General features: G+C 54.4%; 33 protein-coding genes and 1 pseudogene. 6 read left to right on the top strand and 28 right to left on the bottom strand.

Going from position 1 to position 26,404, the window contains the following annotated elements:
* Positions 1–960 (top strand): permease, encoded by a 960-nt coding sequence (locus tag NITSA_RS02735; protein ID WP_013553502.1) that lies wholly within the window; start codon positions 1–3, stop codon positions 958–960.
* Between the two features lie 100 nt (positions 961–1,060).
* Here NITSA_RS02735 and NITSA_RS02730 read toward each other — a convergent pair whose 3' ends face one another.
* Complete coding sequence (locus NITSA_RS02730; protein ID WP_013553501.1) at positions 1,061–1,489, bottom strand: arsenate reductase ArsC; 429 nt, start codon at positions 1,487–1,489, stop codon at positions 1,061–1,063.
* A 23-nt stretch (positions 1,490–1,512) separates the two neighbouring features.
* Between NITSA_RS02730 and NITSA_RS11050 the strand changes: the two genes are divergently transcribed.
* The 3 genes from NITSA_RS11050 to NITSA_RS02720 all read left to right on the top strand — a co-directional run bounded on the left by NITSA_RS11050 (position 1,513) and on the right by NITSA_RS02720 (position 3,705).
* Positions 1,513–1,686 (top strand): ArsB/NhaD family transporter, encoded by a 174-nt coding sequence (locus tag NITSA_RS11050; protein ID WP_281031818.1) that lies wholly within the window; start codon positions 1,513–1,515, stop codon positions 1,684–1,686.
* Positions 1,687–1,826: 140 nt separating this feature from the next.
* Positions 1,827–2,495: a response regulator transcription factor gene (locus NITSA_RS02725; RefSeq protein ID WP_013553500.1), complete on the top strand. Its 669-nt coding sequence runs from the start codon at positions 1,827–1,829 to the stop codon at positions 2,493–2,495.
* Complete coding sequence (locus NITSA_RS02720) at positions 2,488–3,705, top strand: ArsS family sensor histidine kinase (RefSeq protein ID WP_245526310.1); 1,218 nt, start codon at positions 2,488–2,490, stop codon at positions 3,703–3,705. Before NITSA_RS02725 ends, NITSA_RS02720 begins: the two co-directional genes overlap by 8 nt.
* Positions 3,706–3,874: 169 nt before the next feature.
* Here the strand turns inward: NITSA_RS02720 and NITSA_RS02715 are convergent, their stop codons facing one another.
* The 19 genes from NITSA_RS02715 to NITSA_RS02625 all read right to left on the bottom strand — a co-directional run bounded on the left by NITSA_RS02715 (position 3,875) and on the right by NITSA_RS02625 (position 19,363).
* Complete coding sequence (locus NITSA_RS02715) at positions 3,875–5,209, bottom strand: class II 3-deoxy-7-phosphoheptulonate synthase (protein WP_013553498.1); 1,335 nt, start codon at positions 5,207–5,209, stop codon at positions 3,875–3,877.
* 326 nt (positions 5,210–5,535) lie between these two features.
* Positions 5,536–6,282 carry a carboxy-S-adenosyl-L-methionine synthase CmoA gene (gene cmoA / locus NITSA_RS02710; protein ID WP_042203625.1) on the bottom strand — a complete coding sequence of 249 codons (747 nt, stop codon included), beginning with the start codon at positions 6,280–6,282 and terminating at the stop codon, positions 5,536–5,538.
* Positions 6,248–7,171: a 5'-nucleotidase gene (locus NITSA_RS02705; RefSeq protein ID WP_013553496.1), complete on the bottom strand. Its 924-nt coding sequence runs from the start codon at positions 7,169–7,171 to the stop codon at positions 6,248–6,250. Before NITSA_RS02705 ends, cmoA begins: the two co-directional genes overlap by 35 nt.
* A gap of 39 nt (positions 7,172–7,210) precedes the next feature.
* Positions 7,211–7,921 (bottom strand): class I SAM-dependent methyltransferase, encoded by a 711-nt coding sequence (locus tag NITSA_RS02700; protein ID WP_013553495.1) that lies wholly within the window; start codon positions 7,919–7,921, stop codon positions 7,211–7,213.
* A gap of 118 nt (positions 7,922–8,039) precedes the next feature.
* On the bottom strand, positions 8,040–8,663 hold the full coding sequence (gene hisG / locus NITSA_RS02695; RefSeq protein ID WP_013553494.1) for an ATP phosphoribosyltransferase: 624 nt from the start codon (positions 8,661–8,663) through the stop codon (positions 8,040–8,042).
* Between the two features lie 160 nt (positions 8,664–8,823).
* Complete coding sequence (locus tag NITSA_RS02690; RefSeq protein WP_013553493.1) at positions 8,824–9,444, bottom strand: type III pantothenate kinase; 621 nt, start codon at positions 9,442–9,444, stop codon at positions 8,824–8,826.
* Entirely contained in the window at positions 9,441–10,061 is a 621-nt protein-coding gene (locus NITSA_RS02685) for a DedA family protein (RefSeq protein ID WP_013553492.1), read from the bottom strand. Before NITSA_RS02685 ends, NITSA_RS02690 begins: the two co-directional genes overlap by 4 nt.
* A 142-nt stretch (positions 10,062–10,203) precedes the next feature.
* Positions 10,204–11,145 carry an acetyl-CoA carboxylase carboxyl transferase subunit alpha gene (accA, locus tag NITSA_RS02680; RefSeq protein ID WP_013553491.1) on the bottom strand — a complete coding sequence of 314 codons (942 nt, stop codon included), beginning with the start codon at positions 11,143–11,145 and terminating at the stop codon, positions 10,204–10,206.
* Between the two features lie 10 nt (positions 11,146–11,155).
* Entirely contained in the window at positions 11,156–12,373 is a 1,218-nt protein-coding gene (locus NITSA_RS02675; RefSeq protein WP_013553490.1) for a beta-ketoacyl-ACP synthase II, read from the bottom strand.
* Between the two features lie 82 nt (positions 12,374–12,455).
* Positions 12,456–12,689, bottom strand: coding sequence for an acyl carrier protein (acpP, locus tag NITSA_RS02670; protein WP_013553489.1), 234 nt, complete (start codon positions 12,687–12,689; stop codon positions 12,456–12,458).
* Between the two features lie 153 nt (positions 12,690–12,842).
* The gene (locus tag NITSA_RS02665; RefSeq protein ID WP_013553488.1) at positions 12,843–13,640 is read right to left on the bottom strand and encodes a sulfite exporter TauE/SafE family protein; all 798 of its coding nucleotides are present in this window, start codon (positions 13,638–13,640) and stop codon (positions 12,843–12,845) included.
* Position 13,641: 1 nt separating this feature from the next.
* Positions 13,642–14,145: a hypothetical protein gene (locus NITSA_RS02660; protein ID WP_013553487.1), complete on the bottom strand. Its 504-nt coding sequence runs from the start codon at positions 14,143–14,145 to the stop codon at positions 13,642–13,644.
* Complete coding sequence (locus tag NITSA_RS02655) at positions 14,142–15,110, bottom strand: hypothetical protein (protein ID WP_013553486.1); 969 nt, start codon at positions 15,108–15,110, stop codon at positions 14,142–14,144. The genes NITSA_RS02660 and NITSA_RS02655 overlap by 4 nt, the downstream gene beginning before the upstream one ends.
* Positions 15,111–15,328: 218 nt before the next feature.
* Positions 15,329–16,012: an ABC transporter ATP-binding protein gene (locus NITSA_RS02650; protein WP_013553485.1), complete on the bottom strand. Its 684-nt coding sequence runs from the start codon at positions 16,010–16,012 to the stop codon at positions 15,329–15,331.
* Positions 16,009–16,230, bottom strand: coding sequence for a hypothetical protein (locus NITSA_RS02645; RefSeq protein ID WP_013553484.1), 222 nt, complete (start codon positions 16,228–16,230; stop codon positions 16,009–16,011). The genes NITSA_RS02650 and NITSA_RS02645 overlap by 4 nt, the downstream gene beginning before the upstream one ends.
* Positions 16,227–17,405 carry an ABC transporter permease gene (locus NITSA_RS02640; protein WP_013553483.1) on the bottom strand — a complete coding sequence of 393 codons (1,179 nt, stop codon included), beginning with the start codon at positions 17,403–17,405 and terminating at the stop codon, positions 16,227–16,229. The genes NITSA_RS02645 and NITSA_RS02640 overlap by 4 nt, the downstream gene beginning before the upstream one ends.
* Entirely contained in the window at positions 17,395–17,661 is a 267-nt protein-coding gene (locus NITSA_RS02635) for a hypothetical protein (protein ID WP_013553482.1), read from the bottom strand. Before NITSA_RS02635 ends, NITSA_RS02640 begins: the two co-directional genes overlap by 11 nt.
* Positions 17,662–17,717: 56 nt before the next feature.
* A complete protein-coding gene (locus NITSA_RS02630) occupies positions 17,718–18,419 on the bottom strand; it encodes a nitrous oxide reductase accessory protein NosL (protein WP_013553481.1) in 702 nt (233 codons plus the stop codon).
* Positions 18,420–18,631: 212 nt separating this feature from the next.
* Positions 18,632–19,363: a nitrous oxide reductase accessory protein NosL gene (locus NITSA_RS02625; protein WP_013553480.1), complete on the bottom strand. Its 732-nt coding sequence runs from the start codon at positions 19,361–19,363 to the stop codon at positions 18,632–18,634.
* A 217-nt stretch (positions 19,364–19,580) separates the two neighbouring features.
* On the opposite strand from NITSA_RS02625, the gene NITSA_RS02620 reads away from it, so the two are divergent.
* Together NITSA_RS02620 and NITSA_RS11755 are read left to right on the top strand one after the other, a co-directional pair.
* Positions 19,581–21,584, top strand: coding sequence for a TonB-dependent receptor (locus NITSA_RS02620; RefSeq protein WP_013553479.1), 2,004 nt, complete (start codon positions 19,581–19,583; stop codon positions 21,582–21,584).
* Positions 21,585–21,751: 167 nt separating this feature from the next.
* Positions 21,752–21,955, top strand: a pseudogene (locus NITSA_RS11755) (IS1/IS1595 family N-terminal zinc-binding domain-containing protein); the annotation flags it as partial.
* A 6-nt stretch (positions 21,956–21,961) separates the two neighbouring features.
* Here the strand turns inward: NITSA_RS11755 and NITSA_RS11695 are convergent.
* The 8 genes from NITSA_RS11695 to NITSA_RS02580 form a co-directional block, all read right to left on the bottom strand.
* On the bottom strand, positions 21,962–22,141 hold the full coding sequence (locus NITSA_RS11695) for a hypothetical protein (RefSeq protein ID WP_042203621.1): 180 nt from the start codon (positions 22,139–22,141) through the stop codon (positions 21,962–21,964).
* Between the two features lie 25 nt (positions 22,142–22,166).
* Complete coding sequence (locus NITSA_RS02610; protein ID WP_013553477.1) at positions 22,167–22,691, bottom strand: hypothetical protein; 525 nt, start codon at positions 22,689–22,691, stop codon at positions 22,167–22,169.
* 150 nt (positions 22,692–22,841) lie between these two features.
* Positions 22,842–23,738 (bottom strand): TonB family protein, encoded by an 897-nt coding sequence (locus NITSA_RS11690; RefSeq protein ID WP_013553476.1) that lies wholly within the window; start codon positions 23,736–23,738, stop codon positions 22,842–22,844.
* Entirely contained in the window at positions 23,735–24,112 is a 378-nt protein-coding gene (locus NITSA_RS02600) for an ExbD/TolR family protein (protein ID WP_013553475.1), read from the bottom strand. The genes NITSA_RS11690 and NITSA_RS02600 overlap by 4 nt, the downstream gene beginning before the upstream one ends.
* Positions 24,102–24,539 (bottom strand): TonB-system energizer ExbB, encoded by a 438-nt coding sequence (gene exbB / locus NITSA_RS02595; RefSeq protein ID WP_013553474.1) that lies wholly within the window; start codon positions 24,537–24,539, stop codon positions 24,102–24,104. The genes NITSA_RS02600 and exbB overlap by 11 nt, the downstream gene beginning before the upstream one ends.
* Positions 24,536–25,222 carry a response regulator transcription factor gene (locus NITSA_RS02590; RefSeq protein ID WP_013553473.1) on the bottom strand — a complete coding sequence of 229 codons (687 nt, stop codon included), beginning with the start codon at positions 25,220–25,222 and terminating at the stop codon, positions 24,536–24,538. Before NITSA_RS02590 ends, exbB begins: the two co-directional genes overlap by 4 nt.
* 96 nt (positions 25,223–25,318) lie before the next feature.
* Complete coding sequence (locus NITSA_RS02585) at positions 25,319–25,840, bottom strand: PAS domain-containing protein (RefSeq protein WP_013553472.1); 522 nt, start codon at positions 25,838–25,840, stop codon at positions 25,319–25,321.
* A 25-nt stretch (positions 25,841–25,865) separates the two neighbouring features.
* Positions 25,866–26,402, bottom strand: coding sequence for a nitrous oxide reductase accessory protein NosL (locus NITSA_RS02580; RefSeq protein ID WP_013553471.1), 537 nt, complete (start codon positions 26,400–26,402; stop codon positions 25,866–25,868).
* Positions 26,403–26,404 lie beyond the last annotated feature (2 nt).

Below are 26,404 nucleotides of genomic sequence, written 5' to 3'. Positions count from 1 at the left end.
ATGTTTGAATGGTGGCAGCGGATCGTCGATCATTTCGTCTATGGCACTCTCGGCCTCAGTCCCGACTCTCCCGCCGGAAGCGCCCTGGATTTCTTCCTCTTCGATACGGTCAAGATCCTCTTTTTGCTGACGGTGATCATCTTCCTCGTCACCTTCATCCGTAGCTACTTCCCCACCGAAAAAGTAAGAGATTGGCTGGCGGGCAAGCACCCCCTCGTCGGCCATGTCGCCGCCGCGCTTTTTGGAATCATCACCCCCTTCTGCAGCTGCTCAGCAATCCCTCTCTTCCTGGGCTTCCTCCAGGCGAGGATCCCTCTGGGAGTGACCTTCAGCTACCTCATCAGCGCCCCGATGAACAACGAGATCGCCATCGCGATGCTCTTCAGCCTCTTCGGCTGGAAGATCACAGCCTTCTACATCGGCTTCGGCCTGCTGGTGGCTATCGTCGCCGGGATCATTATCGGCAAAATGGACCTCGAGGACGAGATTCTCATTAAGCCCCCCGCCGTCACCCCTCCCGAGATCGAAGAGGTGAAAATTCCTATTTCGGAACGGATCAAAGAGGCCTGGGATTACACCGTCGATATCCTCAGAAAAGTCAGCCTCTATGTCATAGCCGGCGTCGGCGTCGGCGCCTGGATCCACGGCTATGTGCCGGCAGACCTCATCGTCAAATACGCCGGGGGCGACGCCTGGTATGCCGTGCCCCTGGCGACCATCCTGGGAGTCCCTATGTACTCCAACGCCGCCGGCGTCATGCCCCTGATCGAAGTATTGACCCAGAAAGGAATGCAGATGGGCACGGCACTTAGCTTCATGATGGCCATCACGGCACTGAGCCTTCCCGAAGCGATGATCCTCAAAAAGATCCTCTCCCTCAAACTCATCGCCATCTTCTTCGGCACCGTCGCCCTGGGAATTATGATCATCGGTTATATTTTCAACGCCCTACTGGGGTAGAAAGGCACTTGGCAGTGATTCATCTTCTGCCTCTACCAGGCATTTCCGAAGAAGGTTCCCTCTCTTTTCCCCGACAATCGATCCGGGAAAAAGAGGAAAATTATTTATCCTGTTCCCCCTGACACAGTTCCCGTTCCACTACCGAGAGCAACTCTTTTTCGAGAAGTCTCAGGGTCTTCTCATACTCCGCTTCTTCTTTTCCGCTGGGGTCTTCGAAACCTATATGGATCGTCTTGACCTTTCCGGGGAACATCGGGCAAGTCTCTTTGGCATTGTCGCAGACAGTAACGATCAGATCGAAGGGACGGTCGATCACTTCATCCAGGGTTTTGGAGTGATACTCGGGACGCCAGATCCCCTCACGCTCCAGCAGAGCCTGGGCAACGGGATTGACCCGTCCGGTAGCAGCCACACCCGAACTTTCGGCTTCGACGCAATCATTCAATTTCGCATTGATCAGGGCTTCTGCCATAACCGAGCGGCAACTGTTACCGGTGCAGAGGATGAGAACGCGTTTTTTTTGACTCACGGGGACTCCTTGGAAATTATCGAGTGATTTTATCATATATTTCAAGATATATTGATTTCGGCTCCTTCCTCGCCACCCTGCTCTGGCTCTATGTCCTGGCAAAAAAAGGGCTCAAGATCGGCTGGGGAGAGTATATGAAGGTCGGACTCATCGTCACGCCGCTGGTACTCCTCGTCGCACTTTTGGGGATGCTGTAAACCCGATGGGAGAAACTGAGCCCAACTCTCCCGAGAGATAAGACCTTATATCCGATGTATTGGCTCAATATAAATCAACTAACGGCTCTTCCACATCGATTGTTTGCTTTGAATTAAACTGTAGCCGATAGAATAAATCTATGGAACAGGCTCAAGAGAAACCTATCAAAATTTTGATGATCGAAGACGACCCGGAGTTTGCGGAGCTGGTCAGTGAATATTTGGCACAGTTCAATATGCAGGTGACCAACTACGAAGATCCCTTTTTGGGGGTCAGCGCCGGCGTACAAAACTACGATCTGCTGCTGCTGGATCTGACTCTCCCCGGTATGGACGGCCTGGAGGTCTGTGAAGAGGTGGTGCGCAAATACCGCATTCCCATTATCATCTCCTCGGCGAGAAACGATGTGGAGGACAAGGTCAAGAGCCTCCATATCGGAGCCGACGACTACCTCCCCAAGCCCTACGACCCCAAGGAACTCCACGCCCGGATCCTCTCCCTGCTTCGCCGCTACAACAAAGGCGCCCAACCCCAGAACATTCCCCCAAGCCCCTACGAGATCCGCGGCGATACGATCTACTATCAGGGCAAAGCGCTCCAGCTCACTCCGGCGGAGTTCGATATTCTCTCCCAGCTCATCCGCAAGCAGGGTATGGCCCTCTCAAGAGAACAGCTCATCAACCAATCCAGGGTCATGAGCGACAGTTCCCAAAAGAGCCTCGACGTAATCATCAGCAAAATCCGGGCAAAGCTGGGAGATCCCAAAGCGATCCAGGCCGTCCGGGGTGTGGGCTACAAGCTTGTTTAAACGCTTTCGCATCACTTCCCTGCGGGCCAAGATCGACCTGGTCTTCTCCATCGCGATGATCCTGCTCATCTTCCTTTTTGCCGTGCTGTGGAAACGTTCCGTCGACCGTTCCTTCGCCGAGATCCAAATGCAGGAGCGGGCCAACATCCACTACCTCTATCTCTATTACCTCAAATACGGGACCATCGACCGGGACTACCTCGCTTCCCAGAATATCCGGGTCGTGGATGTGGGCGGGAAAAACCTCAAACTCTATAAAGAGATCGTCAAAAAAGGAAAAAAGAAAGATTTCGCCGTCGCCAACATCCGGCTCCACCGTTACATCCTCATCAACAACGACCGATTCAAGCTGATCCTGGAAAACCTCAACAAACCCCGTTTCCCTGTAGAGCTGGCCCTCGCCTTCGCCGGAGCCCTCGCGCTGCTCATTCTTCTCTATTTCTGGATGATCCGTTCGATTCAACCTCTGAGTGAACTCAGGGAAAAGATCCTCCGCTTCTCCGAAGGGGACCTCGACATCCACTGCCACAGCGACCGGGAGGACGAGATCGCCGCCGTGGCCAATGCCTTCGACCAGGCGGTCGGGCGCATCCGGGACCTTATGCGCTCCCGCCAGCTTCTGCTTCGGGCCATTATGCACGAGCTCAAGACCCCCATCGCCAAAGGGAGGCTCCTCTCGGAGATGATCGACGATCCCAAACGCAAAGCCCGCTTCCACGCCATCTTCGAACGGCTCAACCTCCTCATCGACGAGTTCGCCAAGGTCGAACAGATCACTTCACGCAATTTCCAACCCGATTTCCACCGCTACAAAGCCAGCGACATCCTCGAAGGGAGCATCGACCTGCTGATGCTCGACGACCCCGCCAAATACCTGCATACCGTCATCGCCAAAGACTTCACCCTCCAGGCCGATTTCGAGCTGCTGACCCTGGCGCTCAAAAACCTCATCGACAACGCCGTCAAATACTCCCCCGACCGGCACGCCGATATCCTGATCAAAGCCCCGACGATCGTCGTCTCCAACCGGGGAAAACCCCTCCCCCACCCTTTGGAAGAGTATTTCACCCCCTTCCACGCCTCCGAAGGAGGACTGGGCCTGGGGCTCTACATCATCAAAAGCATTCTCGATCTCCACGGAATGGATCTACGCTATCGGCACGAAAAAGGGGAAAACTATTTTGAGATCGTTATAAAAAATGAGGAATGAGGAATGAGGAACCGAACAACCGAGCAACTGAAGTCAGGTCTCTCAGTTTAGAGCGATGAATTACAAAGTAGGAAAAGCGCCTAAATCCAACGACCACCGACTAACGACCAACGACAAAAAAAAGGTCAAACATCAGACGTCTAATTCCTTCACTCAACGCTTAACGCCCTTAAAACTCTTCCCCGATCATAAAGGCAAGTTCCAGAGCCTGGTTGGCGTTGAGGCGGGGGTCACACTGGGTATGGTAACGGTCACCTAGCTTCTCTTCGGTGATGGGGCAGGAGGTACTTCCGGTGCACTCGGTGACATCTTCTCCGGTCATCTCCAGGTGGATTCCCCCGGCGACGGTCCCCTCTTTCTGATGAATTTCGAAAAATTGGCGCACTTCGGAGAGGATGTTGTCGAAATCGCGGGTTTTGAATCCGGTACCCGTCTTCTCGACGTTTCCGTGCATCGGATCGATGGTCCAGACGACATTTTTACCCGCCTCTTTGACCGCTTGCAGCAGAGGCGGATAGAGTTCGCTGATTTTGTCGGCTCCCATACGAACGATCAGATTGAGCCGCCCCTCTTCATTCTCGGGATTGAGGGCATCGATGAGCTCGATCAGCTCATCGGGCTGCATACTGGGGCCGACTTTGCAGCCGATGGGGTTTTTGATCCCCCGGAAATACTCGATATGGGCCCCGTCGAGATTGCGGGTACGGTCCCCGATCCAGAGCATATGGGCGGAAGTGTTGTACCACTCGTCGGTGAGGCTGTCGATCCGGGTCAGCGCCTCTTCGTAATTAAGTAGCAGCGCCTCGTGGGAAGTGTAGACCTGGGTTTGGCGCAGTTGAGGTGCCGTCTGGGAATTGATCCCGGCGGCGGCCAGGAATTTCATCGCCTTGTCGATCTGATTGCTCAGCTCTTCATAGCGTTTGCCCAGAGGGTGATCCTTGATAAAGTCGAGGTTCCACTGATGTACTTTGTTCAGATCCGCCAAACCGCCGCGGGAGAAGGCCCGCAGCAGGTTCATCGTGGCCGCCGACTGGTAGTAGGCGCGGAGCATCCGGCGGGGATCGGGCTTGCGCGCCTCTTGGCTGAACTCGATGTCGTTGATGATGTCTCCGCGGTAGCTGGGGAGTTTGACGCCGTCTCTCTCTTCGAAATCACTGGACCGGGGTTTGGCGAACTGGCCAGCCACCCGGCCGATCTTGACCACGGGCTTGCCGCTGGAGTAGGTCATCACCACCGACATTTGCAGGATCAGTTTGAAGAGGTTTTTGATGGTATCGGCATTGAAGGCGGCAAAACTCTCGGCACAGTCACCTCCCTGGACGATAAAGGCTTCCCCCCGCCCGACTCTGGCAAGATCCGACTTGAGATTGCGCGCCTCCCCCGCAAAGATCAGCGGCGGGTAATGGGAGAGCTCCTCTTCGACCGATTTGAGAAGCTCCTGATCCTCGTAGGTGGGTTGCTGCTTGATGGGGAATTCTCTCCAACTCTTTGGACTCCAACTCATAGACATTCCTTCCTGTGACACGTGTGAACAATTCGTGAATTTTGGCAAAGATTATACCCAAACTCTCCCATCTTTCCCCACAACTCCCGCCTTGGGTCAGCGGGAGGTGACTGCGGGTGATCGCAAGGGCTGAAACGACCGTTTTTCGGCACTTTTCTTTAGGTATTCCAAGTGCTTTTTCACTCGATATTCACTTAGTTTGTCACACAATGTATAAAAGAAAAACTTTCCTTTTTGATGAAAAGGGCAATTTATTCACTATGTGAATAACCGGTGAAAAACTCCTATTAAAAAATATATGCCATCAAATGGGGGTTGAGAGAAAATCAGACTTTTTTGGCCCGGAATGTGACGAAATTGGCCCACTGAAAAATAGTATCGACACGGGAAAATCCCGCTTCCTTGCAGAGACGGATATTCTCCTCGATCGTAAAGGGGATCAGAACATTCTCCAGGGCTTCCCGCTTGGCGGCGATCTCATATTCGCTGTAGCCCTGGCGGCGCTTATACCCGTAGTAAATGTCGATCATCGCCTTGTCCAGGTGCCGGTCTTCGAAGACCACCTTTTCGGAGAAATAGAATTCGCCCCCCTCGTTGAGCCCCTCGTAGATGCGGCGCACCAGAGCCGGCCGCTCCAGGGGGCGGATAAACTGCAGTGTGTAGTTGGCCACCACCACATCCTCCCCCTCGATGGGAAACTCCCGCAGATCCCCCTCGATCAGTTCGATCTCTTCCGCACCGAAAGCGGCGCACTTTTTCCTGGCCCGTTCGATCATCGCCGGGGAATTGTCGATGCCCCGCAGCCGCAAAGGAAGCTCGGAGGCGTTACGCAGCTCCAGCAAAAGCCGCGCCGTAGAGGTCCCCAGGTCCAGGACCCGAAGCTCCTCCTGCCCTCGGGCCAGGATCAGGCCCACGATCAATTCCAGCACTTCACGGTAATAGGGCACGGAGCGGTCGATCATATCGTCGAAGACCGCGGCGACCGTTTCATCGAATTCGAACTTTTTCGCCGGAGGGGCCTGAAAGATCCGGTCTTTCTTATCCACGGGCCGCCTCCTCGGTCTCGGGGTCATCACTCTTGATATAGGGGACCTTGGCGCTGGGGGTTTTGAGGCTGGTGCCCTCCAGATGCACATCCTGATCGTCGAAGAAGATATCCGCATCAAAGGCTTCCACTACCCGCCGCTTTTCCACTCCGCCGAGGAAGAAGGCTTCGTCCATCCGGACATCCCAGGCATCGAAGGTGCGGATCACCCGCTCAAAGGTGGAGAAGTTCCGGGCCGTGATCAGCGCCGTGCGGATCGGAGCCCGCTCGATGGGGAAGCGCGCCTGGATCTGGGAAATGACCTTCAACAGTTTGGCGAAGGGGCCTTCAGGCAGGGGCTTTTGGGCGTTGAGACGCTCGTGCTCCAAAAAGGCTTCCAAACCCTGCTCCTTGTAGATACGCTCCGAAGCGTCGGAGAAGAGCACCGCATCCCCGTCAAAGGCGATACGCACATCCTCCCGCTCCTTGGCTTCGTATTTTTTGGGCAGGATGCGCGCCGCGGCTACCCCGGCATTGACCGCCTCTTGCACATCGGTTTCGTGGGCTGAGAGGAAGAGATTGACATCCAAGGCCCCCAGATAGCGGCTGATGGAATCCCCGGCGGTCCACCCTGCCCGTTCGATGGCCAATCCGTAGTGCTCGATCGATTTTCGGATACGCAGTCCCGTGGCGGCATTGTTACGCGAGAGGACGATCACTTCGATGATCGGCTCGTCGAAATGGGTATTGAGGCGCAGAAGGTTTTTGACGAAGCCAAAAGCCGTGCCCGGTTTGAGGATGCTGTTTTCACGGCTGATCTGATATCGATAATACTCTTCGATCCCCTGCTCTTCAAAGAGTCGATTCTCCTCTTCGAGATCGAAAAGGGCGCGGGATGAGATGGCGACGACAAGCTTCTTGGTCAAATCATAGGCCACGGCATACACTTTTTTTCTTTGATTGTAGCATAGGGGCCGTTAGGGCCTGGGAGCGAACGCCAGGAAAAGTTTGTCGGGGGTCTCGGTGTAGAGAGAGACAGGATCACGCAGCAGAATCTCCGCTCCCAGCACTTCGGCGATCTTTTCGGGGCTGCGATAATATTGCCGGATGGTCCCCTCAGATTTGCGCCAGCAAGCCCCCTCTTTTTCAAACAGGGTAAAATCGGCCCGGTAAATGCCCGCTTCGAATTCACTCTCGATGGCAACAAACCGCCCCTCATCCTCCGCGACGAAAGCCCCTACCGCCACCTCTTCAAAACCGTATAAGGTATTGAGATCGCATAGAAGGACCCCGTTAGGGTTGAGCCGTTCTTTGAGGCAATGGAGGAAAGGGACCAACTCCTCATCGGAGAGGTAGTTGAGCATATCGAAGACACAGGTAATCACATCATAACGCCCCGGCAGCTCACAAAGATCACTGCAGTGAGCCTCCACCCCCTGCTTGCGGGCCCGACGGACCATCTCGGGGCTCAGGTCGATGCCGGAGAATTCCGCCTCGGGAAAGGCCCCCTGCATCGCCTTGAGAAAATCCCCGCTCCCGCACCCCACATCCAGCAGAGAACCGAATTCCAGCGACTGCAGGGCCAGCAGATAATGGGCATAGAGCCGGGGAGCCGCCTCTTTGACCCCCAGGAGGTCTTCAACTTTGGCATAGAGGTCCAGGGCTTCGGAGGGGTTAGGTTCTGTCATTTTCAATGTTTCAATTTTATAGGATTAGTCACTGGAACATTGAAGATTGAGTATTGAGAGATTTTGTTTTTCGGTTCTTCATTCCTCATTCCTCATTCCTCACTCCTCGTTCATTTATCTACGCACTCTTGCTATCGATCACCGCCTTGATCTTGCCGTAGAGATCGAGAATCTCCTCTTTTTTGGCATAAAAGCTATTTTTGTTGGCGATGAGATGGGCGGAGGAGTCCATAATATCTTCGGCGACCTTGAGGCCGTTTTCCCGCATCGTAGTCCCGGTCTCCACGATATCGACGATGGCGTCGGCCAATCCAACGAGCGGGGCCAGCTCGATGGAGCCGTAGAGTTTGATCACTTCCACGCCGACGGCTTTGGAGGCGAAATAGTTTTTGGCGATGTTGACCATCTTGGTCGCCACCCGGATATCGGGGCGGCTCCAGTCGAGCTCCTGGTCATCGGGGATGCCGATGGCGACTTTGCAGCGCCCCAGTCCCAGATCCAGCAGATCCACGATATCGAGTTGCTTTTCGGTAATCACATCGAGTCCCACGACCCCCAGATCCGCCGCGCCGTATTCCACATAAGTAGGCACATCCTGGTTTCGGACATTGAGGAAACGGAACCCGCCCGTCTCCAGGATTAGCTTGCGACTCTCAAACTCAAATCCCTCTCCGAAAAGTTGGGAAAAGATGGCCAGAGTCTCCTCGGCGATCCGCCCCTTGGGTAATGCGATGGTCAGCATAGCCGCTCCCCTTCTCTAGCGAATGAGGAATGAGGAATGAGGAATGAGGAATTGTGGTTGGTTTTGCTTCGCAAAACTTTTTTTTCAATAATCATATATTGTCTCCATTTCAATGAAAGTGTTGCATCGCAACACATCCAAAACTATTCACTGTTAACTTTTAACCATTAACTGAAACAAGGGCTTTCATCATTCCCTGAAAGACCAAAGTTTCGTCGTAAAGAGTGTCGTCGAACCAGGAAGCGACGATCCGGCCGTCCCCTCCGGTGATGTAGAGGGTTAAGCCCTCTCTGAGCCTCAGGATCTCGTGATAAATCGGTGCAATGATACCATAGCTGAGCTGCCTGGCGGTCCCCTTGGGCAGGGAGGAGCACTCAATGCTCCAGTCAGGCTCCCGATCTAAAACTTCGGAAATCTCCCCAAGGGCCCGGCGGTAAGCGTGCAGCCCCGGCAGGATCATTCCCCCTTCGTAGCGCCCCCCGACCACTCTGTCCACCGTCAAGGCGCTGCCGGCATCCACAAAAAGCCCCTCGTCCCGGCTCAGGCAAAGCGCCCGGCGATCCACGCCCATCCCCTCGTAGCTACCGGGCAGATCGATCTTCGATTCCAGATCCTTCCAGTAAGTCAATGCCACGATCTTTTTTCGCACTTCGGGATCGACACAGATATAGTACAGTATCCGATCACCAAAAGCTTCGATCGCATCCTCCGGCTCCAGGTGGAGCACCCGGCCCTCTTCGTAGATATGTATGTGGGTATTGCCGACATCCGCAAGAATCACAGCTCCTCCTTGGCCCGATGCCGCAGCCAGTAAAAGAGGCTTAGTCCCGCTACCCCCACCAATGCCAGCAGCGTGGCATTGTGGAGGTAGTGCGCTACCCGGTCCTCGTGAGCCCCCAGGAAATACCCCAGCAGCCCCAGGACCGTCACCCAGATCCCGGCCCCCAAAGCCGTATAGAGAGCGAAGCGACCTACGGGCATCCGCGCCAAGCCCGCCGGGAGGGAGATGTACTGGCGGATTCCGGGGATCAGCCGCCCGTTGAAGGTAGAGATCTCTCCGTGCCTGGCAAAAAAGCGTTCCAAGTGATCCAAAGTTTCGGGTTTGAGGAAGAGATAGCGACCGTAGCGCAGCAAAAAAGGCCGCCCGAAGTGCATCGCCAGCCAATAATTGAAAAGCGCCCCCGCCAACGACCCCGCGATCCCCACACCGATGGCCAAAAGAAGACTCATCTCCCCCTTGAAAGCCAGGTAACCCGCAGGGATCATAATCACTTCACTGGGAAAAGGGAAAAAGGAACTCTCCAGAAACATAGCGGCGAAGATACCGAAATATCCCCAGGCATTGACGGTTTGGACGATCCAGTCGACGATGGAGTGCAACTGAATGTTGCACTCCATCGTCGAAATGAGGAATGAGGAATGAGGAATGAGGAATTTTGGATGGCTTTGCTCTGCAAAGCCCCGTCTTTTAATCAAGAGCATCGCTAAGCGATGCTTACCGCAACCATTCATCATTCATCATTCACCATTAACCATTCACCTACTCATTCTCTTTGTAGGCCCCGATGGAGGTGAGTTTCTCGTAGCGCTTCTGCACGAGCTCCTCTTTGCTCAACTCCCGCAGGCTTCGGACGGACTGGAGATAGTACTCTTTGACCTTTTCGGCGGCACTGTCCATATCCCGATGGGCACCGATGAGGGGTTCGTCGATGATGTCGTCGATGAGACCGTACTCTTTGAGGGCATCGGGAGTGATCTTGAGGGCTTTGGTCGCCTGCTCTACCTTGCTGGGATCGTTCCAGAGAATGGCGGAACATCCTTCGGGCGAAATAACGGCGAAGACCGAATAGCGCATCATCGCCAGCTTGTCCGCCACGCCGATAGCCAGGGCCCCGCCAGAGCCTCCCTCGCCGATGACGACGGAGATGAGGGGAACCTTGACGCCGGAGAGTTCGAAGAGGTTTCTGGCGATCGCTTCGCTCTGGCCCCGCTCCTCGGCACCGATCCCCGGATAGGCGCCCGGAGTGTCGATGAGCATCAGCACGGGGATGTCGAACTTCTCCGCCAGCTTCACGGCCCGAAGGGCTTTGCGATACCCCTCGGGATGGGGCATTCCGAAGTTTCGGCGGAGTTTATGCTTGGTCCCCCGTCCCTTCTGCTCACCGATGAGAACGGTCTTCTGCCCGCCGATCCAGCCCAGATAGCAGAGGATTGCCGGATCGTCCCGATACATCCGGTCTCCGTGGATCTCCTGGGCATTTTCCATAATCCGGCGCACATAGTCCAATGCATAGGGACGGTCGGGATGGCGGGCCAATTGGAGTTTCTGATAATCACTCAAAGAGCCGAAGGTCTTTTTGACCTCCTTCCCCAACTCTTTTTCGAGGATCTCAACCGCATCCTGATCCCCGCGGGCCTTGGCCGACTCGATATCCTTTTGGATCGCTTCGATCGGTTTTTCGAAATCGAGATAGGTGGCCATCGGAGACGCCTCAGACCCGCTTGAAAATGACGACACCGTTGGTGCCGCCGAAACCGAAGGAGTTGCTCATCACCACATCGAGCTGCGCTTCTCTCGCTTCGTTGGGGACATAATCCAGATCGCAGTTCTCGTCGGGGGTGGTGTAGTTGATGGTGGGCGGGATGATGCCCCGATCCATCGCCATCAGGGAGATCACCGCCTCGATCGAGCCAGCCGCTCCCAGACAGTGACCGATCTGCCCCTTGGTGGAGCTGACCGGCGGGCAATTCTCTTTGCCGCCGAAAAGCTCTTTGAGCGCAGCGGTCTCGTTCTTGTCGTTGATGGGCGTGGAAGTACCGTGGGCATTGACGTAATCGACCTTGGGCCGGCCGGCCATCTCATAGGCTGCCTTCATCGCCCGCAGCGGCCCGTCCATCGTGGGCGTGGTGATGTGGTTGGCATCGCCGCTCTCGCCGAAGCCGATCAATTCACCGTAAATCTTGGCTCCACGAGCCTTGGCCGCCTCATACTCTTCGAGGACCAGGGCTCCGGCCCCCTCACCCATAATAAAGCCGTCACGCTCCGCGTCGAAGGGACGGGAAGCGTGTTTCGGATCATCGTTGCGAGTCGAGAGGGCTTTCATCGCCGCGAATCCGCCGACGCCGATCCCGGTAATGGCCGCTTCGCCTCCGACAACCAGCATCCGGTCCGCTCCGCCGATCATAATGGTCTTGGCCGCTTCGTCGATGGCATGGGTTCCGGCGGCACAAGCGGTAACGGAACCGAGGTTGGGGCCTTTGAGAGTGTGGGCAATGGAGACGAAACCTCCCAGCATATTGGCCAAAGCCGAAGGGATGAAGAAGGGAGAGATCCGACGGGGACCGCGCTCGTGAAGGATGACAGAGTTCTTTTCAATCGTAGGCAAGCCGCCGATCCCAGAGGCACAGCTCACGCCGAAGCGCTCCCGCTCTACCGAATCGTCGATCCCGGCATCGGCGATGGCCTCCGCCGCCGCCTTGAGGCCGAGCTGGATAAAGCGGTCGGCTTTTTTGACCTCTTTGGGGTCCATCACGGTTTTGGGGTCGAAATTCTTCACTTCGGCGGCAATCTTGACACTGAAGGCTTCAGGGTCAAAAAGGGTGATCCTATCGACCCCGCACTCTCCGCGGACGATCGCTTCAAAGGCACTCTCTTTATCGTGCCCGACACTATTGATCATTCCCAGACCCGTCACAACCACTCTTCTCACATCGGCTCCTCAATAAACGTAGTAGATACGAAACATCCTCGGATGCTTCGTATCTAACACGTCTGCCCTGCCGGGCAGTCGCTTAGGCTTTGTGCTCTTCGATGAACTTGATAGCGTCGGCGACGGTTGCGATCTTTTCAGCCTCTTCATCGGGGATTTCGATATCGAATTTCTCCTCCAGGGCCATAACCAGTTCGACAACATCGAGGCTGTCCGCTCCCAGATCTTCAACGAACTTGGAATCTTCCTTCACCTCATCAGGGCTGACGTTGAGCTGCTCGACGACGACCTCTTTTACTTCATCCAGAATTGCCATTTATTGCTCCTCATAATTTAAATGATGCTCACAAGTATAGCAAAAGTAGTTGAAGATTTCGGAGGATTGCTCTATTGGTATATTCGTGTATTGGTTATTGGGAAAGAGTCGAGAGTCTCTTTCAATCGATCAAAATTTCTCCATTTTCTATTCTCAATGACTCATTGCTCCGTTAATAGTTTCCAAGGGTTTTGGCTTAAAGTCGGGAAGCTCCGTTTTCCCCTTGGGCATCGACTCTTCCGATTCACAGCAGTTGAGCAGCGATTTATCGGGATGGCGGATGAAATCATAGCCCCGATAGACGGTATAGAGCCCGTAGAGCACCACCACCAGCGCCGCCAGGTTGATCATCACTTTGCGCAGATCGCTTTTGGCGAAGAGCCCCGTAAAAAGCCCCAGGCCCAGGAGTGCCGGTACGGTAGAGAGCCCGAAGATCAGCATCACGAAAGCCCCCCAGAGTGGACTGCCGGTGCTGGCCGCTTCCACGGCGAAAAAATAGACCAACCCGCAAGGCAGCAGGCCATTGAGCAAGCCAAGCAGATAGAAACTGTAGAGGGATTTATCCCGCAAAATATAGCGAAAGGCCCGCTGATACCATCCGCTGCGGGAAAAGGTATGCTCGATCCGGGTCAGGAACTCCACCTTGCCGATAAGGGAGAGCCCCGCCAGGATCATAAAGACCCCGGCGACAATGGTCAGCACACCGTTGGCGTAGCCGTTGAATTTTGCCACCCCACCGATGGCTCCGAAGATCGCTCCCAGGGTCACATAGGTGGTGATCCGGCCGAAGGAGTAGAGCAGATGGGCGATGATCTCGTGGGTCTTTCCCCAGCTCTTGTCGATCTTGGCGGAGCTGTAGGCGATGACGATACCGCCGCACATCCCCAGGCAGTGGCCGAAGCTCCCCAGAAAGGCTGCCGTGACGATGGCCAGGATATCGATCCCCCCCACCTCAGACTCCCAAAAGTTTTTTACGGATTTTGGGGTTGGTCAGGTTTTCACCCCGGAGCATCCGCAGCTGCATTTCGTGAAAATCGATGCAATCGGGGCATTTGTGCTCCCGCGCCCCAAAGCCGTAGTGCATCGCCGTGGCGTCCTTGACACCGTACCAGGCTTTGCGGGCATCGATCCAACGCTTGGTATCGAGGGTATGGACCCATATTTTCGCCCGGTCTTTCCAGGGTTTGTCCTGGATCCAGAGGGTCATACACCCCGGATCGTCGAAAAACCAGGTCCGCCCGTCGGGAGCGATCACTTCCACAGCATTGCGCTCACTCTTGATGAGCATTTTGCACTGGGTGTCGTTGGTAGCATTGAGTTTGATGGGAAGGGGTTTGAAGGCGGTATTGCCTTTGACGATGGTCACCGGCTGCTCTTTTTTGGCCAGAGAGATGAAGATAATGGCGATAATGGCGATAAAGAGCAGCGTTCCCAGAACCGGTATGAGCTTTTTCACAGCAAGACTCCGTTACGAAGATAGTAGACCCCTACATAGAGGGTGCTTAGTAGCACAAAGGCACTGACAAGCCCCAGCCCCCACCACTCCAGACGGCGGGTCTTCACCTTGAGCCCCAGGTGCAAAAGCGCGGCGATAAGCCCCAGGAAGACTCCGCCGAAGAGGGTTCCCCAGATGGCGTAGCCCACATAGTGGTAGGGACGTTGCATCATACAGAAAGGACATTTGTGGGTGGGCAACTCGTAGACATAGGTGCCGAAGAAATAGACCACCGCATAGTAGGCGACGATCACAAAGAGCCCATAGGCGGCTATTTCCAGCCAATACTGCCGAGAGAGGGTGGTCAAAAGGATCAGGGCATAGAGCAGATAGAAAAGGAGCAGCAGCTTGGGGATATCGAGCCCGAAGGGGAGCGGATTGGCCCCCTCCAGCTGCCCGAAAAGGGCCGAACAGCAGCTCACGGGGAGATGAATATCGATGTGGGTGAAGTAGGCCCAATCCATCCAAAGCTCCACGCTCACCAGGGCAAAGATCAGCACAAAAAGCCACCCCTTGAGCCGAAACCAGGGATAGGTCTTCGCCTCCAGATCGTAGTGGTTGATCGCCATCCAGAGCAGGAGCAGAAAGAGAATCAGCAGCTTCAAAAAGAGCAGCGGCAAACCGTAGCCGTTGGCGCTGATCACCCCCGCCGCGCACATCGCTCCCGGCACCAGGTCGCTGAGCTTGTCGATAGTAAAGACAAAAAATGGCAGCAGCAGGAACTTCAGAATAAAAGCCACCAGAATGATCGTCATCACCAGATAAGCCCGCCGCTCCAGCGCATACTGTTCTTCGCTGCTGCTGCCGAAATCCCAGCGCAGCAAAATATGGACCGAAACCCCGAAGGCGATCGCCAGCAGTCCCCAGAGCACCGTTTCGCTCAAAAGATAAACGAGGACGTTCGTATTGAGCAACACGGGGCTCATTGGCAAACTCCTCTTTTTGAATGAGGAATGAGGAATGAGGAATGAGGAATTTCGGTATGCATTGCTTTGCAAAGCTTTTTTCTTAACACATAACACCTAACACGTAACACGGATAAAGTGGCAAAGTCGCTCCCCAGTGCCCAATGCCCAATGCCTAATGCCTGACGTCTCCCAACGACCAACGACCAACGACCAACGACTCTTCTACACACTACGCACTACCTTCTACCCACTATTATTCCGTTCTCCATCTCCACCATCCTCGCCTCGAAAGGAAGCTCTTCGAAGATGGGATCGTGGGTGGCGATGAGGATGGTTTTGCCCAACTCGTGGAGTTTGGCCAGGATCTCCAGGAAACGGCGGGCGTTGGCCCGGTCGAGGTTGGCAGTGGGCTCGTCGCAGAGGATGATCTCAGGATCGGCGGCCAGTGCCCGGGCGATGGCGACACGCTGCTTCTCCCCGCCGGAGAGGTATCCGGCGTTCTGATCGGCTTTGTGGGCGATGTTGGCCAATTCCATCGCCTCGGTGACTCTGCGATCCACCTCCTCCATCGTCAATCCCATCGGGATCAACGGGACCGAAACGTTATCGCTGACCCGCAGGTGCTCCATCAGGTTGTAGTGCTGGAAGATCATTCCGATATGACGCCCCCGGAAGCGGCTCAGGTGCCGGTCGGGGAGCTTGGCGATCCGCTCCCCCTCCACGATCAGCTCCCCGCTGCTGGGATGATCAAGCCCCGCGATAATGCTCAGCAGGGTGGTCTTACCGCTGCCGCTGATCCCCCGGAGGATCACACACTCTCCCCGCTCTACACTCAGATCGATATCCTTTAGAGCGTGGAACTCCTCTTCTCCCGTCTTAAAATGACGATTGAGCCCGCGGATCTCTATGATGGCACTCATTCTCCTGCTCCTTCGTCGCAGGGATTGAGGATGGAAGATGGAAGATGGAAGATTTTATTTTGAGTAACAAGTAACAAGTAACTAGTAACTAGAAAAAAGAGGTTATAAAAGAAAATTACCAATGCCCAATGCCCAATGCCCAATGCCTGATCTCTCGCTATAGTGCTAAAAGCATCCCTAAACTCCTCATTCCTCACTCTTAACTCCTCACTCATCATAACATTGCCTCCTTGGGGTCGGTTACGGCGATCCGCCAGACGGGGATCAGCACGGCGGCGATGAAGCTCACGCCGTAGAGCAGAAAAATCGAAGCCAGCACCGAAAAGTCGATCACCGGAACCAGCGTCAGATCGTTGTGCAGGTTCGACGCCCCGAGGAAGATCTGCCGCAGCAGGGGGGCTCCCAGAACAAAGACATAGAAATAGGCCGCCACCGTACCTAGAATGAAACTGGCGAGTACGATGCTCAGCGTCTCCGCCAGTTTGAGCTGGAGCACATCCCGGATACTCCAACCCAGAGCCCTTAGGATCCCGATGGAACGTTTCTCCTGGGAAAAGACTTGGCTGCTGCGCTGATAGAGGATCAGGGCAAAGGCCAGCAGGACGATGAGGAAGAGCACCAGGAAAAAACCTCCTTTGTAATTGAAGAGTCGGTCGTAGGCTCCGCGGACCTCCTTTTTGGAAATGATGCGCAGATCGTAATGCATCGCGGAGACTTTACTCTCAATATTGGGCCATTCACTGTCATTGGGGACATTGAAGGTGATGTCGGTGGATTGCTCCTCTTTCAATCCCAGAATCTTTCGCGCCGTTTCGATGGGGACGATCACCAGATCGTTGCCCATCAGCGAACTCTCTTTGGGAAGAGTAGCAAAGAGTTTGAGCTGGATGAACTTCCCGTCGGGGGCCAGAAAGTTGTAGCCCTCCTTATAGAAATGGCGCTGCATCCAGCGCTGCACTCCCGGTCCGGCGATCATATATTTTCCACTCAAAAATTTACGCAGGTCGGTTTGGGCGATCAGCTTTGAAAGGGCCCGATGGCTCTGCTCCTCCAGAAAATCGATCCCCACGATCAAAAAACTCTTGCCTTTGGGCTCGGTGTAGTAACGCCCCCAGACCCGGGGAGCCACGGCGCTGACTCCGTGCAGCGCGGCGATCTCGTCGATCCACTCCTCGGGCACCGGCAGCAGATGATCCCCACGCACCCGCTGCACCACGAAATCGGGTTCACTCTCGAGAGCCTTTTGCAGAGAAGTTTGCAGAGACGATGAGATAAAAAGGGTCGCCGAGAACAAAAAGATCAGCACGACCGAGAGCCCGACCACCGCCAGGTGCTTGCGCCGCTCGGCAAAGAGATTGAGGGTCAGGAAGTGAAAAAAGGGATTATTTCCCATTGAGATCTCCATAGACGAAATCGAGCCGGTCGGTCGGAAGCAATTCCGGATAGGCCGGGTTGAGGGAGCGTTCGAAGCGTCGCAGCCTCGGCTCGAAATATTCGACACTCAGTGCCGGCGAATCGAGGTCCGTCACCGCCACCAACTCCCGCTGTTTCTGAAACAAATTTTCACGGTCGAACAGCGAAAAATGTGCAAGCGCAGCGATCAGTAGAAGCGACAAAAGAGCCGTCAAAAAGTAAAAACGGCCGATCATAAGCACTCCTTATTAGAGCGCGTTAATAATGAATGGTTAATGATTAACCTCATTCCTCATTCCTCATTATATTCGATTCCGTCCAAGCCCATCACCATCTTCCCGGTGATCTCATTGAATCGGACGATGCGGTCTCCACCGTGGTCGGCGATGAAGTCTTTGGCCTCTTTCTCGGTTTTGAAGGGGATCAGCTCGTTACCCATCGGGCCGTAGAGTTTGGAGCCGATCACATAGTAAGCCTCTTTGGCCGGGATCGCTTCGAGCGTATAGTAGTCGGTCACCAGCATCTTCTCGATCTTGTTACGGTCGTAGGGAAAATCCCCGTCGAAGATATAGAATTTCATCATATCCTTGACCCCGTCGAAATAGTAAGTCTTTCCATCCACCACCATCTCAGCGGCCCATTTGGGATATTTGCTTACGATCATCCCGCAGACAGGGCACTTGGCCCCTTTGGGAACGACAATCTCTTTGCCGCTTGGGGTATGAGCCTCCTGAGCACCCGCCTTGAGAAAAGTAGCCAGAGCCTCCCTCTTGCTCCGGCTCAGCGGGGGACAGGCCCCGCTGCTTTTGATGAGCCTGGCTACCTCATTGAGCGACATTTTTTCCGAAACCTTTGGAAGCTTCTTTTGATCACAAAGTTTCTGGGCGATCTTCTCCCCCTTGGCCACCATCCGGGCATATTTGACAGCGGAGAGATCCTCACCAAATGCCGAAACCTGCCAAAAAAGCAGCGCGATCATCCAAAATTTTGCCATTTGACCCATCCTCTTTCTTTAAAAAATCTATATTGATTTTAGCTTGAAATACCGCATTGGATAATGACTCACATCAAATCGCCTGGCAGTCTCATCCGGACGTCAGTACTTCGCACTTTCTTTTTTTCTTTGCTTCGTTTCTTTTTCTCTTTCGTTGCGAAACAAAGAAAAAAAGAAATGAAGAAGAGAAGCCCCGAAGAACGGGGAAGCTCCTATTTGGAGCCAAGAGATTTGAGATAAAGCCCCACAGCCTGCAGCGGTTTACCCCGCAGATCCCCACAGAGATGATTGGCTTGGATATAAGCCTTCGCTTCGGCAGCCGTCGCGAACTTTTTGTCAACGGGTTTACACATCTTTTTGTAAATCATCTCCCCTTTTTTGGCCATCATCGCCTGTTTTTTGGCGATCATCGCCGCCTCTTTGTCATAAGCGGCTTCCGCCATCTTCAGCGCCGCATCAAAAGGCATTACTTTGCCGCCGAACTCTTTGGCGAATTTCTCCGCTGCCTCTTTGGTACCGAAAGCGTATTTACTCACCTTGCTCATCGTCGCAGGCTTGGAGCTGCCGACCACATACCAGGCCTTCTCGGCAGGGATGAATTTCAGCGTCGAATTGTCGACAACTTGAATGTCGGAGACTTTTTTACCGCTTTTGATCTCTTCGACCAGGCAGTGCATCGAGCAGAACTGCTCCATTTTTCCATCGACCTTGGCGGCGTGGTTGGTGCGGTAGAACATCGGCAGGGTCATCCCACACTTGGGGCAGTACATTTTCGCTTCACCTTTCTGAAGGATCTGTGCCTTGCCCATCGGAACCATCCGGAAATTTTTGGGCATCATCTTGCCGTGATGCATCCCTCCCATATGGTGCATCCCCATTCCTTCGGCCTGTGCGGCAGCCATCATTCCCAGAGCGAGCCCCAGGATCATCAACAGTTTTTTCATTTTTACTCCTTTGATAGTGATCGAAAATGATTGTAGATCAACAATGTTACATTTGTGTTAATTTTAGCCTGTCGAGACGGTTTTTTGATAGATATGATTCATTTATCCGTCAAATGATCTTTTTCGATTGAGAAAAGATTTGATTTCCTTATCGATTTAACACTCTTGAAACACCTCGTATCCCATAATGTCTCTATTCTTTTAGGAGGGAATGATAATGATTCGACGCACACTGACACTCTCTGCCCTTACGGCAGCTTTTCTCTACGCCCAACCGGCAGAGGATCTGGGCACCATCGATGTCAACGCTACCTTTGAAACCACCGTCGTCAAGGATGTCGCCGGCGAAGAGATCCGCTCCGCCGACGTCGCCGCCGCATTGGCGAAGCAGGTTCCCGGCGTTACCCTGGTCCGCCGCAGCGCCGTAGCCAACGATATCGTCGTCCGGGGATTGAAAAAAGACAACCTCTCGGTCACCATCGACGGGGCGCAGCTCTACGGGGCCTGCCCCAACCGGATGGACCCGCCCATCTCCCACGTCCTGGCCAACAATATCGACACCATCGAAGTGACCGAAGGGCCCTTCGACGTCTCCGAACCCGGGGCCTTGGGCGCTTCGGTCAAGATCCACACCCTCAAACCGGCCAAAGAGTTTAAAGGAGACTTCAATCTCGGGCTGGGACGCTGGAACTACCGCAAACTCGCCACGACCCTGAGCGGAGGCACCGACACCGTGCGTTTCTACCTGGGGCTCTCCACGGAGACCAGCGACCAATACAAGGACGGTAACGGCGACGACTTCTACGGGCAGCAGATGCGCTTTATCGCCAATCACCCCACAGCCAAAAAAGGAATGGCTTATCAGCCCAAATACAAGGATCTCGCAGCCTACACCAAATCGACCCTGATGGGCAAACTCTTCTGGGACATCACCGACAACCAGTCGCTTGAACTGAGCTATACCGCCAACCGCAGTGACGACGTACTCTACCCCAATACCCCGATGGATGCCGACTACGACAACTCCGACCTCTTTGATAGCAAATACATCATCCGAAACCTGGGAAGTTACTCCGACAAACTCACCTTCCACTACTTCCATACCAAGGTCGATCACCCTATGTCCAACCGCTACCGGAGATCCGTAAAGAAGAAAGGGATCATCAAACACTGGCTCCAATCCAAGGTCGACGGCGGAGCCATCGTCGACGAGTGGACGATGGGTGGGCATTCCCTCGAAGGGGGCCTGGAGTACAGCGTGCGCAACTGGGATGGGAATTATTATAAAAATGGAAAACTCTTCCCTGCTGCCAAGCGCCACAGTATCTACGATGTGGACACCAAAGACTACGGCCTCTATCTCAAAGACCACTACCTTATGGGGGCTCTGACCTGGGATCTGGGGCTGCGTTACGACCATTTCGATGTGGACACTCCCCGTCCCGGAGACCGGGATCGAAGCTTCGACGGCCTGGGCGGAAACATCCTGGCCACTTATCACCTCAACGAGAGCTGGAGCCTCTTTGCCGGGGTGGGTAGCGCCTTGCGGGTCCCCGATCCCAAAGAGCTCTATTATCGCAATAAGCAGGGGAAGGATGTCGGAAACGACAATCTCGACCCGGTGCGCAACTACGAGATCGATGCGGGCGCCGAATGGAGCAATGAGCGTTTCGACCTAAGAGTCAAGGGCTTCTACAATTACCTCAACGACGATATTCTCTACAATGCCACACTCAATCACTATGAGAATACCGACGCCTATATTTATGGCGTGGAACTCAGCGGCAGCTACAACTACAGCGACTCCCTCTACTTCGACAGCAGCCTCACCTGGCTGAGAGGGAAGAAAAAAGATCCCCTCACCGGCCAGAGCGATACCGATCTGCCCGAGATTCCCCCTCTGAAATTCACCCTGGGTGCCAACTGGATGCCCACCGATACCTGGACCCTGCGTGCCGAGCTGCAGGCATCGGGCCGCTGGGACAAGATCGACTCGGAAAACGGGGAGCAGGTCCTGGGCGGCTGGGGCGTCGTCAACCTCAAAGCCCAAAAGAGCTGGGGCGACCACCTGGAGTTGACCGTCGGGGTTGACAATCTCTTCGACAAGACCTATGCCGTCTCCAATACCTACAAAGATTTGACCCTCATCGCCGGCGGCAGCACGATGCTGCTCAACGAACCCGGACGATACATCTATACCAACATCCGCTACAAATTCTAAGCCTGATCGCACGCCGCAGCCACGGGCCTACGGCCCCCAATTCGCAAGTTTAGACCTAAAGTAAAGAAACGTGTGTCTAAAAACCTGCTTGAGCTTCGGTAATATGGGGTTTAAAAAGGACTTTTTACAGATGGCTTGTAAAAAAATGCCCCTAGTGCGATTCGAGACATACAAAAAAGTATGGCCACTTCCATGGAATACAACGCTACTATTGCCTTGAATGCCGCCGGACCTTTTCCTCCTCGAGACGTCAGAGACGATTGACTCGCCGTCTTTTTGAAGACTATTTCTATCACCGAAAGACACTCAAAGAACTGGCTAAAGAGTATGGGCATTCCCGTGCCTGGGTTCAAGAGAGAATTGTAGAGTAGAAATGTTTACACGTGGATGCCAAACGGCTCTGGTGTTCGAGGCATGCTTTTAAAAACCTCCGGCCCCGGCTCCAGCGCCACATCCGCCTCCGGCACCACCGGCGCCACCCCCGGCACCACTACCACCCATTCCACCTTGACCTCCGCCGAAACCGCCGAATCCACCGAAACCGCCGTGACCGCCATGGCCCCCGTGGCTACCGTGGTTGCCCTACGCTCCAAAATGACCGTTGAGCGCCACCATGGCGTTCATGTGATGCGATGAAGCGTGATGACTGAAAAACCCTAATACGTTAGAGGCATGTTGATGAGCATGGGAGTGAGCCTGGTGCACGACCGAATGGGTATGGGCATGGACATGCCGGGCAGTATGATGGGCCTGCATATGGGCATGATGTACCGTATGCCGTCCCCGTGCCTGTGCTGTATGCTGAGCCGCTTTGGCCTTCGTCTCCTTGGCAGACGCTACAGCCTGCTGCTTTTGCTCTTTGGCGGCGGTGTGCATGGCTTTATAGGTTGCTTGAGCCTTTTGCTGTGCCTGTAGGGCCTTGGCCTGAACCTGTTGCTGAGCGGCTTGGACCTCTTGAGCCTCCTGAGAAACCTGAGCGGCTTTTTGTGATACCGATGTATCGGCCTTCGCCTGCTGCCCTGAGCTCTCTTGGGATGCGGCGGCAGCCACACCCCCCATAACTCCAAGACTTAAAAAGATTGTCGTGATCAATCGCGAATGTTTCATGCTGACTCCTAAAGAGAATTTCACCGATAAGCTTAGGATAAGCGTATTAACGGACCATTACTTCAGCTCCAATAATCCGAAATCTATAATCCACCATTATCCATCTTCAATCCTCCAACTACCCTCTGCCCACTACGCACTACCCGCTTTTTAACGCAGTCGATAGGAGAGCGTCACGCTCATCTGCCGGGGCAACCCCGGCGCCGCCTCCCCCACGCTCACCGGGAAAGCCCGGCGCACCGCCGAACGGGCTGAAGCGGCAAAAGCCCTGGGGCCGCTGACCCGGATATTTCTCACGCCGCCGCTGCGTGTGACGATGAAGCTCACCCGCACCGTTCCCTGTAGACGGCGACGTTTCGCGGCAATGGGATAGCTCTTGTTCCGGGCGATGCGCCGTTTGATCCTGGCCAACAGGCGGTTGACATGCGCCGTTCCGCCGCGGCGTGCCCGGGAGCGCACACTGTTGTTCCCTCTTTTTTGATGTGAAATTTTCCGGGCGGTTTTATGGGCTCTTTTGGAAACTCTATGCTTTTTTTGCCGGGGCGGTTTCACCTTCTCTACGTGCTTCTTGACCTCGGGCTCAGGCAGAGGGGCCTTGAGGGCAAGCAGTTTTTGTGGATCGAAAGGGGTGGGGGCTTTGAGCGGCTTTGGAGGCGGAAGGGTCACCTGATCGTTCGCGGGATGCTCTACCGCCTCCACTTTCTCGACCGGCTCAGGGGGAGTCTCTTCCTTCGGGGGCTCCGTTTTTGGAGGCTCTTCGGGTGAAGTCTGTGGAGGCGCGGGAGGCGGCTCTTCGGAAACTTCAGGGGGTTCCGGCTTGGGCGGGGTCTTTGGGGGCTCAGCCTCTTTGGCAGGGGCCGGTGAAGCTTCGGAATTGACCGACTGGGACGCGGAGGTGCTCTGCTCGGGATTGACGAGGGTAACGGCGGTGCTGCGGGCCTCTTCGGAGATCGCCAATTTGGGGAACTGATGGATCAGGAGCGCCGCGGTACCTCCCAGCGCCCCATAAACGGCAGCGGCATAGACAAAGGCCTGCAGGCGTCTCATTTGGTGGTGACGATATTGATATGCCCGTATCCCAGGGCTTTGAGACGGTCGAGCACCTCCACAAAAGCATCGTAGCGGGCCGCTTTGTCACAGGAGAGGTAGACAGGGAGCTGGCGGTCTTTGCCGGCGAGCCGCTCAGAGAGCGCCTCCTTGTCCACCGCCTGATCGCCCAGATAGATCTCCCCCTTTTTGGAGACGCTGATACGGATCTTCTCTTTGGGGGAATATTCGGCGGCACTTTTACCCTGAGGAAGTTCGAGAGGGATCACCCCTTTGGCGATAAAGGTCGCCGTGGTCAACACGATCACCAGCAGTACCAGCATAATGTCGATCATCGGCACGACATTGATGGAATCAAACTTCTTAATCGCCATGATCGTGCAGGATCTCCCAGCGGTTTTGCAGCACTTCGATCTTGCGCACCACGTGGTTATAAAAGAGCATCGAAGGGATCGCCACCACCAGGCCCATCGCCGTCGCCTTGAGCGCCAAGGAGAGGGAAGTCATAATACTTCCGGCATCCATCTGCTTGGTCTGTCCCAACAGATAGAAGGTGATGATGATCCCCAGCACCGTCCCCAGAAGCCCGATATAGGGGGCGCTGGAGCCGATCGAAGAGAGGATCGTCGTGTTGGCGGTCAAATCGGTCTCCAACGCCTCTTTGTGGCGGTAGCTCGCGAGATCGATCTTCCGAAAAAAAATCAAACGCTCGAAATAGACCCAGAGCGCGATGAAACCCATCAGTGCCAGTGTCCCCAAAATGCCGTAATCCACTATCTCTTTGATCCAATGGATATTCATCCTTCCTCCTCCAATCTTAGCCGATACCCTACACCGCGGATATTCTCGATCCGATCGCCGAAATGCTTTTTGAGCCGGCTGACATAGACCCGGATGGCTCCGTAACTTGCCTCTTCGGCACTGGACCAGAGAGCCTGAATGATCGCTTCGTTACTCACAGCATCCCCTTCGGCTTTGAGCAGCAGTTGAAGCAGTTCGAAGGGTTTACGCTCGATGGGAACTTCCCTGCCCGCTTTATAAATCCTGTATTTCGCCTGGTCGATCAGATAACCGTCGATCTCGTAGCTTCCGGGCCCTTGCGTCCGGCGCAGAGTAGCGCGTACTCTGAGCGCCAATTCTTCCAGATCCACCGGTTTGCGAAGATAGTCGTCGGCGCCGATACGCAACCCCTCGATCAAGGAAGCCCGATCCTCCCGGGAAGTCAAAAAGATCGCCGGGGTTTCATCCCCGCTCTCCCGAAGTGAACGTAAAAAATTGAGCCCCGTATCGAAGGGAAGGTTGATGTCCAGCAGATAGAGATCGAAGTGACGGCGGTAGCAAAGCTCCATTGCACTCCGAGGCTCCAAAACGGCGCAAACCTCATACCCCTCTTCTTCCAGAAAATCGGCGATCGTCTCACTGTAGAGTTTGTCATCTTCCAGAAGCAGGATCACTCCCGAATTCATCCCTCGTTTTGTCTGCACCGAACTCCCCTCTCCTCTATCTTCGCAGCTTTGGATAGATTGTAAAAAAGAAATGTTACAGAAGTGTTAAATAAAGCATCCATCCGGGAGGATGGCTCAATAGAGGCGGTGAATATTCTCCAGGAGATTATCCACGGTAATATCATCCCCATGCTCGGCAAGAAATTCGTTGAGATATTTTTCGGAAGCTTCCATGCCGCCCTCTTTTTCGATTTCGGTCAGCTTTTTGTAAAGCGGATCGAGCAGATCGGTGACGTGGTGGGAAATCTTCTTGCGGGCCGCTTTGTATCCCACGGTCTTGCCTTCGGAGTCTTTGATCGGTTCGAAATCGGTAAAGACCCAGTAGTAACGGCCGTCCTTGGCCAGGTTTTTTACCGCGGCGATAAAATTTTGGTCTTTCTGGAGGCGATCCCAGAGGAGTTTGAAAAGAATCCTGGGCATATCGGGGTGGCGCACGATGTTATGGGGCTGGCCCACCAACTCTTCGGGGGTGTACCCGGAGATTTCAGCGAAATAGTCGTTGGCGTAGGTGATGATCCCCTTGGTATCGGTGTCACTCTCGATGTAGACATTGTTTTTCAGTTCGATCTCTTCGTTTTTTGGTTCGGGACGTTTCATCGCTTCTCTCCTTTGCACTTTGACATCACATCATATCCAGATAGTGGATCAGGCCGTAACCCTTGTCACCAACCTCTTTGAAACTCATAATCTTCGTCCCGCCGTAGCGCTTGGTAAAAAGCTCCGCCCGGGTACGGCTACTCAGAGGGATGAGGTCATCTCCGTGCGGCCCCATAAGCCGGGAACCGAAAACGAACCAGGCGTTCTGCAGAGGGATTCTTTCTCCGCTGAGATAGTCTTTGACAAACATTTGACGAATCGCACGGCGGCTGCGGACTTTGTAGAGAGGATACTTTTCGGGATGGTAATAGAAGTTGAGCATCGACTTTACCGAGGCAAAACGGATCTTTTTCCCGTTTTTCAGGATCATCTCGGTCGTAAATTTCGGAAGCTTGTTTACCGGAATTTTGTAGACCGGATCCAAACTGTTCCCCCACACTTTGACAGAAGCGGCGGGAACCGTCCCCTTGGCGGGAGTGGTTATATTGCTCTCTCCAGCCCACAAAAACCCGCAGGTCAGAAGCGTCAATACACAGGTAGAAATTCTTTGAGCGTTTTTCATTC

The organism is Nitratifractor salsuginis DSM 16511 (assembly GCF_000186245.1).
Classification (GTDB): domain Bacteria; phylum Campylobacterota; class Campylobacteria; order Campylobacterales; family Sulfurovaceae; genus Nitratifractor; species Nitratifractor salsuginis.
Note: the sequence above shows the minus strand (reverse complement) of the source record. Positions and strands in the feature narration are given on the sequence as shown.